The organism is Xanthobacter albus (assembly GCF_043194895.2).
Taxonomy (GTDB): Bacteria; Pseudomonadota; Alphaproteobacteria; order Rhizobiales; family Xanthobacteraceae; genus Xanthobacter.
Map to the genome: position 1 here is coordinate 2,332,338 of NZ_CM195532.1, position 14,256 is coordinate 2,346,593.

8 protein-coding genes are annotated in these 14,256 nt (G+C 72.6%); 5 read left to right on the forward strand and 3 right to left on the reverse strand.

The features are described 5' to 3' along the window. Positions 1 to 95 precede the first annotated feature (95 nt). The gene (gene phaC, locus V5F75_RS10390; RefSeq protein WP_394036552.1) at positions 96 to 2,000 is read left to right on the forward strand and encodes a class I poly(R)-hydroxyalkanoic acid synthase; all 1,905 of its coding nucleotides are present in this window, start codon (positions 96 to 98) and stop codon (positions 1,998 to 2,000) included. A 227-nt stretch (positions 2,001 to 2,227) separates the two neighbouring features. After that, a complete protein-coding gene (locus V5F75_RS10395; protein WP_394036554.1) occupies positions 2,228 to 2,806 on the forward strand; it encodes a hypothetical protein in 579 nt (192 codons plus the stop codon). A gap of 108 nt (positions 2,807 to 2,914) precedes the next feature. On the opposite strand, the gene V5F75_RS10400 is transcribed toward V5F75_RS10395, so the two are convergent. The 3 genes from V5F75_RS10400 to V5F75_RS10410 are packed head-to-tail and all read right to left on the reverse strand — an operon-like array spanning position 2,915 to position 5,962. Next, positions 2,915 to 3,925, reverse strand: a complete 1,011-nt coding sequence (locus V5F75_RS10400) for a YcjF family protein (RefSeq protein ID WP_394036556.1) — start codon at positions 3,923 to 3,925, stop codon at positions 2,915 to 2,917. A 50-nt stretch (positions 3,926 to 3,975) separates the two neighbouring features. Continuing rightward, positions 3,976 to 5,436 (reverse strand): YcjX family GTP-binding protein, encoded by a 1,461-nt coding sequence (locus V5F75_RS10405; protein WP_394036558.1) that lies wholly within the window; start codon positions 5,434 to 5,436, stop codon positions 3,976 to 3,978. A gap of 4 nt (positions 5,437 to 5,440) precedes the next feature. Next, positions 5,441 to 5,962 carry a SixA phosphatase family protein gene (locus tag V5F75_RS10410; protein WP_394036596.1) on the reverse strand — a complete coding sequence of 174 codons (522 nt, stop codon included), beginning with the start codon at positions 5,960 to 5,962 and terminating at the stop codon, positions 5,441 to 5,443. Between the two features lie 279 nt (positions 5,963 to 6,241). Between V5F75_RS10410 and V5F75_RS10415 the strand changes: the two genes are divergently transcribed. The 3 genes from V5F75_RS10415 (at position 6,242) to V5F75_RS10425 (ending at position 14,188) form a co-directional block, all read left to right on the forward strand. Further along, on the forward strand, positions 6,242 to 7,636 hold the full coding sequence (locus tag V5F75_RS10415; protein WP_394036560.1) for an FAD-binding oxidoreductase/lyase: 1,395 nt from the start codon (positions 6,242 to 6,244) through the stop codon (positions 7,634 to 7,636). A gap of 301 nt (positions 7,637 to 7,937) precedes the next feature. Further along, positions 7,938 to 9,902: an autotransporter assembly complex protein TamA gene (locus V5F75_RS10420; RefSeq protein ID WP_394036562.1), complete on the forward strand. Its 1,965-nt coding sequence runs from the start codon at positions 7,938 to 7,940 to the stop codon at positions 9,900 to 9,902. A 14-nt stretch (positions 9,903 to 9,916) separates the two neighbouring features. Beyond that, positions 9,917 to 14,188, forward strand: a complete 4,272-nt coding sequence (locus V5F75_RS10425; RefSeq protein ID WP_394036564.1) for a translocation/assembly module TamB domain-containing protein — start codon at positions 9,917 to 9,919, stop codon at positions 14,186 to 14,188. Positions 14,189 to 14,256 lie beyond the last annotated feature (68 nt).

Sequence of the window (14,256 nt, forward strand, 5' to 3'; positions counted from 1 at the left end):
GGGCGCCTGCCGCCACCGCGGAGCCGCCCGGCTCCGGCCTCCACGTCTCTCACCCAATGGTTGCAATTCAGGGATGCAGCCCCATGGAGCGTGACATGACCACTTCCGCCGCCCCCTCCGCCCCGCCGCCGGAGCCGAATGGGGGCGCCCCCGCGCAGCCGGTCCAAAGTGCGCCTGCGGCCGCGCCCGCCGCCGTTCCCGCCAAGCCCGCGGCCCCGGCGGCGGAGGAGCCCAAGAGCCTCAACGTGGAGACCTTCGCCCACAACCTCGCCCAGCTGGTGGAGGAGAGCGGCAAGGCGGTGGCGGCCTATCTCTCCCCGCGCGAGGCGGGCCGCACCGACGATCTCGCCGACGACATCGCCGACGCGCTGAAGACCGTGGGCCACGTGGCCGAATACTGGATGACCGACCCCCAGCGCGCCGTGGAGGCCCAGACGCGCCTGATGGGCGGCTATCTCTCGGTGTGGGCGAGCACCATGAAGAAGCTCGCCGGCGAGAAGGCGGAGCCGGTGGCGGCACCCGACCCCAGGGATGCCCGCTTCAAGGACGAAGGCTGGCAGGAAAGCCCCATTTTCGACGCCCTGAAGCAGGCTTATCTCGTCACCTCCAACTGGGCCAACGACATGGTGCAGGAGGCCGAGGGCCTCGACCCCCATGTGCGCCACAAGGCCGAGTTCCTGGTGAAGCAGATCTCCAATGCGGTCTCGCCCTCCAACTTCGTGCTCACCAATCCGGAGCTGATCCGCGAGACGCTCTCCTCATCCGGCGAGAACCTCGTGAAGGGCATGCGCAACCTCGCGGAGGACCTCACCGAGGGCGGCGGCACGCTGAAGATCCGCCAGACCGACATGACCGCCTTCGAGGTGGGGCGCAATCTCGCCCTCACCCCCGGCAAGGTGATCTACGAGAACGAGCTGATGCAGCTCATCCAGTACGCGCCGACCACGGAAAGCGTGAAGAAGACGCCCGTGCTGATCGTGCCGCCGTGGATCAACAAGTTCTACATCCTCGATCTCACGCTGGAGAAGTCGCTCATCAAGTGGCTGGTGGACCACGGCATCACGGTCTTCACCATCTCCTGGGTGAACCCCGACGCGCGCCTCGCCGCCAAGGGCTTCGACGACTACATGCGCGACGGCATCATGGCCGCGCTCGACACGGTCGCCATCGCCTCCGGCGAGCGGCGGGTGCACACCGTGGGCTATTGCGTGGGCGGCACCCTGCTCGCGGCCACCCTCGCCTATATGGCGGAGACGGGCGACGACCGCATCGCCTCCTCCACTTTCCTCACCACGCAGATCGACTTTACCCATGCCGGCGATCTGAAGGTGTTCGTGGATGAGGAGCAGATTGCGGCGATGGAACGCAAGATGAAGAAGATGGGGTACCTGGAGGGCAGCAAGATGGCGACCGCCTTCAATATGCTGCGCTCCAATGATCTCATCTGGCCCTACGTGGTGAACAACTACATGAAGGGAAAGTCGCCCTTCCCGTTCGATCTGCTCTATTGGAATGCGGATTCCACCCGCATGCCGGCGACGAACCACTCCTATTACCTGCGCAACTGCTACCTCACCAACAACATCGCCAAGGGCAAGGCGGAACTGGCAGGCGTGCGGCTCGACATGCACAAGGTGCAGGTACCGGTCTATTCGCTGGCGACGCGGGAGGACCACATCGCCCCGCCGAAGTCGGTCTATGTGGGCGCCAACCTGCTCTCGGGCCCCGTGCGCTATGTGCTCTCGGGCTCCGGCCACATCGCCGGCGTGGTGAACCCGCCCGCCAAGAACAAGTACCAGTACTGGTCCGATGGTCCCATCGGGCCGGACTTCGACCTGTGGCTCGAAGGCGCGCAGGAGCACAAGGGCTCCTGGTGGCCGGACTGGCTCAACTGGTTCTCCTCCTGGCACCCGGACGAGGTGCCCGCCCGCGAGGTGGGCGGCGGCCGCCTCACTCCCATCGAGGACGCGCCGGGCCGCTACGTGCGGGAGCGCTCCTGAGCGCTCCGGCCCGGCGGGTCTGATCGAGATGACGGCGCCGCGTCCCCTCGGGGGCGCGGCGCTTTCTTTTGGGGTGGCACGTTTCGGTGGCCCTGTGTTGCGGCGGATGATGCGCGGTGGCGGCCCGGTGCCTGTGCCGGCGCTCGCGTATCGCAGGCGATCGGCCAGCGAGAACGGCCTTGCGCGGGGCGGCGCCTTCGCCGACACAGGCGCCGTAGCGAGGTGCCATGCCCCAACCGACCGAAGCCCTGACCTATTCCTATCACCCCCGCCTGGGCGGCGCCGGCGTCCGGCTCGCCCTGGGGGATGATGCGCTCGAGTGGCTGGTGGGCCCGCGCGAGGGGCGGCTGCGGCTTGCCGATGTCACGCGGCTCACCCTGCGCTTCCAGCCGGCCAAGTTCGCGAGCGCCACCTTCGAGATGGAGATCATCGGCCGAGAAGGCTCGCGCCTCGTCGCCGCCTCGGCCTCGCGCACCTCGCTCACGGCGGTGCAGGACCAGGGGCCGGACTATGCCCGTTTCGTCCGCGCGCTCCACGCCGCGCTGGCGCAGGCGGGTGCGACGGTGGAATGCCGGGGCGGCTATGGCGCGCCGCGATGGTGGCTCATGGTGGTCCTCGGGATCGTGGCAGCGTTCGGGCTCGCGGCGGTGGTGGGCTTCACCCTGGCCCAGGGCCAGTGGAGCACGGCGGGGCTCATCGCGTTGTTTTCGGCGGTGGTGGGCTGGCCCACGGCGGAGACCCTGGCGCGCAACCGCCCGCTGCGCTACCCCCTCGCCAAGCCACCGGCCCATCTGCTGCCGGCGTGAGGCGCTTTGATTCCATCGGCCCGGTCTTCGATCGCGCAGAGCGGTTTCGCTCAAGGATCGCCCGGGCTTGATCAGAGGCCCGTGAGTCCCGCTCACGGGCCTTCGGCATCACTCCTCTTCCGCCTTGCGCAGCAGGCCGGTGGCGACATCCGCGAGGCGCGGTGCCGGCAAGGCAGTGAAGGGCAGGGGCCGCGTGACGGCGATGGCGGCGAGGCCCAGTCGCGCCGTGAGCAGGCCGTTCACCACCCCCTCGCCCAGCTTGGCGGAAAGGCGGGCGGCGAGGCCCTGGCCGATGATCTGCTGCACCAGCGTGTCGCCCGCCGCCATGCCGCCGGTGATGGCGAGGTGGCCGAGCACATGGCGCACCAGCCGCACCATGCCGAGGGCGCCGGGCCGTCCGCCGTAGAGCTGCGCCAGCCGCCGCATGAGCGAGACCGCCGTGTAGAGCACGAAGGCGAGGTCCACCAGGGCCCGCGGCGACACCGCCGTGACCACCGAGACGTTCTTGGCCGCCTCCGCGACCATCTGCCGGGCGCGGGCATCAAGGGACGGCAGCAGCGTGCGCTCGGTGAGGCGGACGAGGTCCGCGCCGTCGATGATGCCGCCGAGGTGGCCCTGTAGTTCCCCCCGCGCGCGGGCGAGGGTGGGCTCGGCGGCGGTGACGCGGAGCATGTCGCGGGCCACCGCCTCGGCCAGGGCGCGGTCGTCCTGGGCGAGGGCGTCGGCGGCTTTCTCGCGCACCTTGTCGAGATGGGCGAGGCGGGCAAGGCCGAGGCCCTCGCGCGCCAGCACGGCGGCGCCCGCCGCCACCAGGGCCGCCGAGAGGCCGAGCCCCACATAGCCGAGCACCGGCGACTGGGCGTAGAGGTCGCTCACCAGCCGGCTCAGGCCCACATAGAGCGCAAGGCTCGCCACGCCGCCCGCCGCGGTCCAGAACAGCCCGCCGAGCGTCATGCCGAAACGGGAGCGCCGGGGGGCTTCGCCGCGAACAGGCACTGGCAGGTCCGCCTCCGGTGGGGGCTCCGGCGGGGCGAGGGCGATGTCGCTGTCCTTGTCGTCGAGCTTGAACACCTGCGGCCGGCGCGGGGGGCGCTGCGGGCTCACGCGGTCGTCGGTCATGTCCTCTCCCTGCGGTCCCCCGCGAAAAGGGGCCGCATGCGTGGTGGGCCTCACGCCAGCCGGTCGCCCAGCAGGAACTCAAGCGCCCGGTCCAGGCGAATATGGGGAATGGCCGCCGCCGCGCCAATGCCGGCCGGGGGGCGGAACCGCAGGAAGCGGAAGTCCGCCTCGTCCACATGGGCGCTGGCGAGGCCCCGGAAGCCGGCGCCGGAGGGATCGAACAGGGCGTCCGGGTCGGCCGGCAGGTCGCCGGGGAACACCGCCACCTCTTCCTCTCCGTCGAAGAGATGGCCGCCCGCCTCCTGGCCCCGCTCCGGGGTGCCCACGATGGCGTCGAGCTCGTCGCCGTTGCGGCGCACGCGGGCCTCGCGGGTGGCGCGGATGGCGGCCAGCGCCACCACGTCCAGGCGCGCGCCATGCTCGTGCGCCCGCCCGCGCGCCCGCTCCACCAGGCGAGCGAGGATGGCCTCAAGCCGGTCGTGGCTCGAATGGTGCAGGTGGTCGGCCTTGGTGGCGGCGAACAGCACCTTGTCGATGCGCGGCCGGAACAGGGCGCTGATGAGGCTGTTCCGCCCGGTGCGGAAGGCGGCGAGGATGCCGTCGAGCGCCCGCTCCAGGTCGGCCAGCGCTGCGGGGCCGGCATTGAGGGCGGAAAGGGCGTCCACCAGCACGATCTGCCGATCGAGCCGGGCGAAGTGATTGCGGAAGAAAGGGCGCACCACCGCGTTCTTGTAGGCCTCGAACCGCCGCTCCATCATGGCCGCGAGCGAGCCCGGCAGGGGCGCGCCGACGCTCGGCGGGTCGATGGGCGCGAAGGTGAGGGCCGGCGAGCCCTCGAGGTCGCCGGGCATCAGGAACCGGCCGGGCGGCAGCAGGCTCATGGCCAGCTTCTCGGAGCGGCAGGCGGAAAGATAGGCGGTGAAGAGGGTGGCGAGCTCGCGCGCATCGCTTTCCTCCGCCGGCGCGTCGGCGCGGCGCGCGGCCACCGCCGACAGGAACGGCCCCGCCACCGCCGCGCGGGCCGGCGCGCGGGCCAGCTCCAGGCTCTGGCGGGCGAAATTGGCGTAGCTCATGTCGAGCAGCGGCAGGTCCAGCAGCCACTCGCCGGGATAGTCCACGATATCGAGGGCGAGGGTGCGCGCGGCGCCGCGCTTCGTGGCGTAGCGGATGGAGAGGCGCAGCTCGCTCACCCGCGTGGTGGAGGCGGGCCACTCCCGCGCCCCGGCCAGGGTGGCGAGATGGGCCTCGTAGGCGAAGCGCGGCACCGCGTCGTCCGGCTGGGGCTCCAGCTCGGCGCGGGCGATGCGGCCCGATTGCAGGGCCTCGAACACCGGCAGGCGCCCGCCCTGGATGAGCGCGTGCACCAGCGCGGTGGTGAAGATGGTCTTGCCCGCCCGCGACAGGCCGGTGACGCCGAGCCGCAGCGTGGGGTGGGCGAGGCCCTCAACCCGGTCGGCCAGGGTCGCGAGCGCGATGCGTGCGTCCTCGACGGCTCGGGTGAAGGGCGCCATCGGCTCAGGCGCCTCCCATCAGGTCGCGCGGGACGATGAAGCGGTCGAGGCGGCCGCTGGCCGGGGCGGCGGCGCTCCAGTCGTCCACCGGCAGGTCGATGACGACGAGCCCCCCGGTGGGGAATTTCTCCGACAGGCGCTGGAGATCGGGCGCGGCGCCGTTGGCGATGAGGCTCGCCGCCAGGTCTTCCATGCCGGGGTTGTGGCCCACCAGCATGAGGGTGTGGACCTGCCGGGGCTGCTCGCGCACCACCGCGAGCAGGCGGGAGGCGCTGGCCTCGTAGAGGCGCGGCTCGCTCGCCACGGTGGGCACCGGGGGCATCTGCCCGCACACCAGCTCCCAGGTCTCGCGGGTGCGGCGGGCGGGGGAGACGAGCACGCGATCGGCGGCGAGGCCCTGCTGGGCCATGTAGGCTCCCAGGCGGGGCGCCGCGCCGCGGCCGCGCGGGGCCAGCGGGCGTTCCTGGTCCGCCACGCCGTTGGGCCAGTCGGACTTCACGTGACGCAGCAGGATGAGACGGCGCATGGGATGACCAGGCTGCTTCAAGACGGGCCCCTTATGCCGGGCTCGCTGCCGCGCCGCAACCCGCACGCTCCCGCGCCGCCGCGTCGCGCCGGCCGCCGGGCGGTATCTCACGGCCATTCCACGGCTTTTCGCAGCGGCGGAAACGCATTTTCAAAGCTGTCGGCGCAGATTTGGGGCAGACTTGCCCGCGCGGCGCCCCCCTTCGGAGGGTCGTCCGCCCGTGCCGCTCGATTCCGCAAGGCGCCGCAGCGGGTGCCATGACATGACGGATGCCATGACATGACGGGACCCACGACCAGGACCACCCCGCAGCCGGCCGCCGCCCCCGCGCGGGGCGCCGCCCTCACCCCCACCCGCGACTGCGACGTGTGCGTGGTGGGGGACGATGCGGCGGGCCTTCTCGTCGCCTGCGACCTTGCGGCGCGCGGCCAGGATGTCGTGCTTTTCCCGACACCCGGCGAGGCGCCGACGCTCGGCCTTGATGCCTCCCTCGCGCCAGGCTTCGCCCTTCCGGCGCGCGATCTGGTGGCGCAGGTGGGCGCCGTCGATGCCGCGGAACTGCTCGCCCTTTCGGTGGAGGCCGCGCAGCGCGGTCTGCTGCTGGCGCAGGAGGCGGGCCTCGCCATCGGCCCCAAGGGGCGGCTCAAGGTGGCGCGGGCCCATGCGGCCGGGCAGCTCGCCGCCGAGCATGAGGCCCTCCAGGGGCTTGCCCCCGATTCGAGCGTGCTGCTCGGCGCGGCCGACGTGGCCGGCCTGCTGGGCACCCCGGCCTTCACCGCGGCCCTCGGCCTCGCGCCTGCGCACCGGCTGGACGCTGCGGCGTTCCGCGGGGTGCTGGCGGCCGCGGCGGCGGAGGGCGAGCTCGCCATCATGCCGCCGACCCAGGCGCTCTCGGCCGATGTGCACGGGCTGCGCAAGTATGTGACCGCGCCGGGCGTGCGGGTGCGGGCATTCCATGTGGTCTTCAGCGGCGGCGCGGCCTTGAGCCGGGTGGCGCCGGAGCTGGTGCCGAGCCTGGTGCCCACGCCCTGGGTCTGTGGCCGCTTCCATGTGGCGGGCGCCGCCGTCCCCTTCGCGGGGCTTGCCGAGGAGGTGGGGGGCACGGGCCTGCGCTGGCACTGGGACGGGGAGCGCCTCGCCCTTGCCGCCGAGACGGCGACGCGGGTGGCCGGGCGCGCCGCCGCCGCCCGCATCCTGCGCCGCCACGGCGCCGCCGTCGCCCCCGGCATCGAGGATGCGCCCGGCGAGGGCACGCGCGGCCTTCTCCTCGCGCAGACCCGCCGCCTGATGCCGCTGATCCAGGAAGGACCGAAGGGCGTGTGGTATTGCGTCACGCCCGGCGGCGACGCGCTCACCCACGCCATCATGGGTGCCGACCTCGTGGTGCGCGCCATCGCCGACCATGACGACCGCATCCGCCTGCTCGGCCCCTTCGGGCTGGAGCCGGCGGAAACGCGCCCGGTGCCCCCGCTGGGCCGCATGGCCGACTATTGGCGCCGGCACGTGGCCGACGGGCTGCCCGGCCCGGCGGGCGCCACGGCGCCAGTCTCCCCCGCGCAACGCGCAGGCGCGCCTGCGCGTTGCGCCGCCACTGTCGCGGCCTTCTGGCGCCGCCTCGCGCGTTCGGCCGCACGGCTGAGCCGCAGCGCCGCGGAGCGCACCTCCCGCGAGTGATTCCGGCCCCTTCGGATTCGCGTGAGCGGCCGGTCTGCCCTGCCGCCCCGACCCGTTCCGCATGGGGCGGGCCTTCCCCCCGCGGCGCCGTCCGGCTTGCGCGTCGCGACAAGATGCGGGACCCGCCGCCGCGGAAAAGAAGAGAAGACAGAGGAAGGGGCTACCCTAAGGCGAAATTTACGGACTGCTCGTAGCGTCCCCTGCGAGAGCCGGCGATCCGCGCGGCGCGGGCCGGCGATATTCCGCCTTCGCAGGGCGGGGATCGTTTGTTAGACACGAGTGGACTTCGACACGAGCGGAAATGGCGAACCCGGCAAGATCTTCTGGCACCTTCCGTCTGCGCCCGGTGGCCCTGGCCGCGGTGATGACGGCGCTCGGGGTGCTGCCGGCGAAGGCCGACGAGGGCGGCCTGTTCGACCCCATCATCAACTTCTTCAATCCGAATCGCGAGACGGCCGACGACACTCCCGCCATCGACGCGGTGCCCTACACCATCGACATCGAGGTGGTGAACGCCGATCGCAGCGTGCGCAGCGCCGTGCTGGACGCCTCCAACCTGGAGAGCCTGAAGTCGCGCCCGCCGGCCGGCGCCGCCGGCCTCGTGCGGCGGGTGACGGCCGACCGCGAGCGCATCATCGCCGCGCTCTATGCCAACGGCTACTATGGCGGCACCATGGAGATCACCATCTCCGGCAACCGCCTGGACACGCCCAACATCTTCGACATCGTGGAGGCGAGCCGCGCGCGCGGCCCGGTGCCGGTGAGGATCGTGGTGGATCCCGGCCCCGCCTTCACCTTCGGCACCGTGCGCATCCTCGACGCCGCCACGCGGCAGCCGCTCACGGATGCGCCCTCCCTGCGCCTGCTGCGCCTGGAGCCCGGCCAGCCCGCCCGCGCCGACGCCATCGTCGGGGCCGAGGCCACCTTGTCCAACCACTGGCGCGAGCTGGGCTATCCCTTCGCCAAGGTGGCCGACAAGCAGGTGGTGGCGGACCACGCCGACAACAGGCTCAACGTGACGCTGCTGGTGTCCCTCGGCCGGCAGGCCACCTTCGGCGACTTCACGGTGACGGGGGCCGACTTCCTGCCGCCCGGCTTCATCGAGGACCGCATCGAGATCCGGCCCGGCGAGCCCTTCTCGCCGGAGCGCCTCGCGGCGCTGCGCCGGCGGCTCGCCAAGATCGACGCCATATCCGGCGTGCGCATCCGCGAGGCGGACCACCTGAACGCGCGGGGTGAGCTGCCCATCACCATCGAGGTGACGCCGCGCGCGCCGCGCTTCTTCGGCTTCTCCGCGAAGTATTCCAACACGGACGGCTCCTCGCTCAACGCCTATTGGGGCCATCGCAACCTGTTCGGCGGGGGCGAGACGCTGCGCCTCGATTCCAGCGTCTCCTGGTTCGGCCAGAAATCCGAGGCGGTGCCGGACGCGGACCCGTTCGGCTACCGGCTCGCCGCCACCTTCACCAAGCCCGGCATCATCACCTCCGCCGACGACCTCGTGGCCGAGGCGGCGGTGCTGCGCGAGGTGACGAACGCCTATGTGCGTGAGGGCGTCACCCTCGTCACCGGCATCCGGCGCCGGTTCAACGACCAGTTCTCGGCCCAGGTGGGTATCGATTTCGAGGATTCCAACGTCCAGGACGCCGACACCAAGGGCGACTATTTCATCCTCGGCGTGCCCGTGGACTTCAATTTCGACAGCACCGATTCTCCGCTCGACCCCTCGCGCGGCATGCGCTTCGCGGCCACCGTGGAGCCCTTCGCCTACCTGGGCGAGAGCGGCGCCGGGCCGGTGATGGCCAAGGCCACCCTTTCCGCCTACCACGCCTTCGACGAGGAGAAGCGCTACATCATCGCCGGGCGGGTCTCCACCGGCGGCTACATCGGCGCCGATCTCCAGGACGTGCCCGCCCAGCGGCGCTTCTACGTGGGCGGCGGCGGCTCCCTGCGCGGCTATGACTACCAGTCGGCGAGCCCGCGCAACGCCCGCGGCGTCATCATCGGCGGCCTCTCCTTCTTCGAGGCGTCGGCGGAGATGCGCGTGCGCATCACCGACACCATCGGCATCGTGCCCTTCCTCGACATGGGCTCGGCCTATGCCACGGAATATCCCGACTTCAGCCAGATGAAATATTCCGCCGGCATCGGCCTGCGCTACTACACGGCCATCGGGCCGCTGCGGCTCGATCTCGCCATTCCGCTCAATCCGGGACCCGACGACGGCTCGTACGGCGTCTATGTCAGCTTGGGGCAGGCGTTCTGATGGCGGCGCGCGGCATGTCCTCCCTTCTCCTGCGCGGCATCGGCTTCACGCTCGCCGCGGTGGTGGTGATTCTCCTCGCTTTGTTCGCGGGGCTGCAGACCGGGCCGGGCAAGACGCTGCTCGCCCGCGTCGCGTCCTCGCTCGCCTCCGTGTCCGGGCTCACGGTGTCCATCACCGACATCCGCGGCGGCGTGCCGTGGGACATGAGCATCGGCCGCGTCGCCGTGGCGGACGGCAAGGGGCCGGTGGCGGAAGTGGAGGCGCTGCGCCTCTCCTGGCACCCGCTCTCCCTGCTTTCCGGCGTCGTGAACGTGGAGGCGCTGGAGGCGCGCCGCATCGCGGTGGAGCGCCTGCCCGAGCTGCCGCCCGCCCAGGCCGCGCCCGCCAAGCCGACATCCGGCGGCTCGTCCTTCATGATGCCGGTGCGGCTCGGCCGGCTGGCGGTGGAGGACATTTCCATCGGCGCGCCCGTGCTCGGCCATGCCGCGCAGCTCTCGCTCACGGCTTCGGCGGACCTGATGGCGGCGGGCAAGGGCCTCGCGGCCGATTTCGCCCTCGATCGCAAGGATGCGCCGGGCACGGTGAAGGGCCGGGTGCACTACACGCCCGACACCCGCATCCTCGACGTGGACATCGCGGCCAGCGAGCCGGCCGGGGGGCTCGTGGCCCGCGCCGCCGGCATGGAGGGGCTGCCGCCCCTCGACGCGCGCGTGAGCGGCAAGGGACCCATCGACGCCTGGGACGGCCGGCTCTCCCTTTCCGCCGGCGACGTGGCGCAGGTGACGGGCGCCGCCGGGGTGCGCGCGGTGGGCGGCGGACACCGCGTCAACATCGCGCTCGATGCCGACGTCTCGAAGCTGCTGCCGCCGGCCGTCGCGCCCCTGCTGGAGGAGCGCACCGAGATTTCAGCCACCGCCCTCGTGGAGACAGCAGGCCCGGTGGAGGTGGAGACTTTCACCGTGCGCGCCACCGGCTTCGGCCTCGCCGCCAAGGGCAGGGTGGATGCCGAGGGCTCTTCCACAGACCTTGCCTTCAGCGCCGTGGCGGGGGATGCGGATCGCTTCCAGAAGCTGGCGCCGGGCGTCGGCTGGAAATCGGTGAAGCTCGAAGGCGGCCTCAAGGGCCTGCTGGCGACACCCGCCCTCTCGGCGCGGCTCGATGCCGCCAGCCTTTCCGGCGCCGGCTATGGCGCCGGCACGCTCGCCGCCGATGTGAAGACCACGCCCGACAACGGCGCCCTGAACATCGCCCTCGACGCCACCGCCTCCGGCCTCACCGCCGCCGATGCAAAGGTACGCGGCGCCCTCGGCGACACCGCGCACATCACCGCCACCGCCGTGAAGCCTGCGGCCGGCGATGTGGCGCTGACCGGCTTCACGGCCCAGCTCGCCGCGCTCTCCGCCCGCTTTTCCGGCACCGCCAGCGCCGATGCCGCCCGCGGCACCTTCCGGCTGGAGCGGCTGGACCTCGCGGCCTTCGGGCCCCTCGCCGGGCGGCCGCTCGCCGGCACCGCGCAGCTCGACGCGGACGTGACGGGCGCGGACGGCTACGAGCGCCTTACGCTGAAGCTCGCCGGCGGCACCGAGAGCATCCGCACCGGCATCGCCGCCGTGGACGGCCTGTTCGGCGCCACCAGCCGGCTCGCCGGCACCCTTTCCCGCGCGGGCGCCGACGCCTTCACGGTCGAGGGGCTGTCGCTGGCCGCCACCGGGCTCGACCTGAAGGTGGACGGAACCCTCTCGCGCCGCCTCGCGGACCTGAAGGCGAATCTCGTCCTCGACGACCTGAAGCGGGTGGAACCGCGCCTCGCCGGCCGGCTGGACGGCTCCGCCGCCTTCTCCGGCAGCCTCGACGCTTTGGCGGTGACGGCGCGGCTGGCGGTGCCCGAAGGCGCGGCCATGGGGCAGAAGATCGAGGGGCTCGCCCTAGGCCTCGATGCCCGCGACCTGACCGCCCTGCCTTCGGGCCGCTTCACGCTCGAGGGGCGCATCGCCGGCAAGCCCGCCACCGGCGGCGGCGCCTTCGCGCTGGGCGACCAGGGGGCGGCGCGGCTCGACGGACTCGATCTCTCCATCGGCTCGGTCACGGCACGCGGCGATGTCGCGCGCGGGGCGGACGGTCTCCTCGCCGGGCAGCTCGCGGTCGCGGCCGGCAACCTCGCGGACCTTTCCGCCCTGGCGCTCACCGAACTCGCCGGCCGCCTCGACGCGAAGGTGGATCTCGGCGCCGCCGCCGGGCGGCAGACCGTGGCGGTGAACGCCACCGCCGACAACGTGCGCGCCGCCGGCCAGAGCGTGGGCGCGGCGCGCATCAACCTCAACGTGGCGGACCCCGCCGGCCAGCCGGTGCTCGACGGCACCGTGAGCCTCACCAATGTGGAGGCGGGCGTCTCCATTCCGCGTGCAAACCTGCAGGCGCGGAGGGCGGGGCAGGGCAGCGCCCTCACCCTCGACGCGCAGGTGAATGGCGCGAACGTGGCCGCCGCCGCACAGGTCGCCTACCAGGACGCCACCTCCCGCGTGCGGCTCGACCGCCTCAGCGTGGCGCGCGGCGGCACCACCCTCGCCACCTCCGCGCCCGCGAACATCACCATCTCCGGCGGCGACGTCGCCATCGACCGGCTGGCGCTGGCGAGCCGGGGCGGCGCGCTCACCGTCTCCGGCCGCGCTGGCTCCAGCCTCGACCTCAGCGTGGATGTGCGCGCCCTGCCGCTGGCGGTGGCGGAGCTGGCGGCGCCGGGGCTCGGCCTCGCCGGCACCGTGAGCGGCACCGCGCGGGTGCGCGGCTCCGCCGACCGCCCGGAGGGCCCCTACGACATCCAGGTCTCGCGCCTCTCCACGCCCGATCTCGCGAAGGCGGGCGCCGGCCCGTTCGACATCCGCACCGCCGGCGCCCTGGGCGGCGGGCGGGTGACCACGCGCACCACCATCACCGGCAACCACCTTTCGAACTTCGCTATCACCGGCTCGGCGCCGCTGGGGGCCGGCGAGCTCGACCTCGCGGTGCGGGGCGGGGTGGATCTTCGCATCGCCAATGCCTCCCTCGCCGCCATGGGCAGCCAGCTCACCGGCAACGCGGCCATCGACGCCACCGTGCGCGGCACCGCCGCGGCGCCGCGCGCCGGCGGCACGGTGCGCATCTCCGGCGCGCGCTATAACGACGGTGCCAACGGCATCACCCTCGACCGCATCGAGGGCGTGATCGCCGGCACCGAGCGCTCGGTGACGGTCAATTCCCTCACCGCCCGCACGCCCAACGGCGGCAGCATTTCCGCGCGCGGCTCGGTGGGCCTCGACCCGGCGGCCAACTTCCCCGGCCGCATCGAGGTGACCATGCAGAACGCCGGGCTCGTGAACAGCGAGATGATCCGCCTCGTCACCGAGGGGCGCATCGCGGTGGAGGGGCAGTTCACCAATGATCCCCACGTCACCGGCCGGGTGGACATCCGGGCCATGGACGTGAACCTCGCCGAGCACCGGGCGGGCGGCGTGCAGGCGCTGAACGTGCGCCATGTGAACGATCCGCGCGGGCGCGACGCGGCCCGCGCCACCCCCGAGGCGCCCAAGCGCGAGCGCGGTGGCGGCAGCGGCGGCATCACGCTCGACCTGACGGTGGCGGCGCGCAACAACATCTTCGTGCGCGGCATGGGCATGGAGGCGGAGCTGGGCGGCGAGCTGCGCGTGAGCGGCACCAGCCGCGCGCCCGTCACCCAGGGCGGCTTCGACATGCGGCGCGGGCGCTTCGATATCCTCGGCAAGCGGCTGAACTTCACGCGCGGCAAGATCACCTTCACGGGCAGCACCGACCCGGACCTCGACTTCATCGCCGAGACGACCGCCAACGACATCACCGCCCGCATCCTGGTGACGGGGCCGGCCTCGCAGCCGGAGATCGCCTTCACCTCGGAGCCGACCCTGCCGCAGGACGAGGTGCTGGCGCGCCTGCTGTTCGGTCGCAACGCCGGCTCGCTCACGGCGGCGCAGAGCCTGCAGATCGCCCAGACCATCGCCCAGTTCTCGGGCGGCGGCGGGGTTCTGGAGCAGATGCGCCGCTCGCTGGGGGTGGACAGCCTGGACGTGGGCACCAACGCCGCCGGCACCGGCGGGCAGGTGGGCCTCGGCCGGCGCATCAACGATCGCATCTACATGGGCGTGCGCCAGGGCACGACGCCCAATTCCAGCCAGGTCACGGTGGATGTGGACGTGACCAAGAACATCCGCCTGCAGGGCGCCACGGGCGCGGACGGGAACACCTCGGTCGGCATCGGCGCGCAGTGGGACTACTGATGCCAGGACGTCCGCGCTGCCGGAGCTGAAGAGGCCGCGACTGAACGGACGCCGTTTTCGGGCGGCCG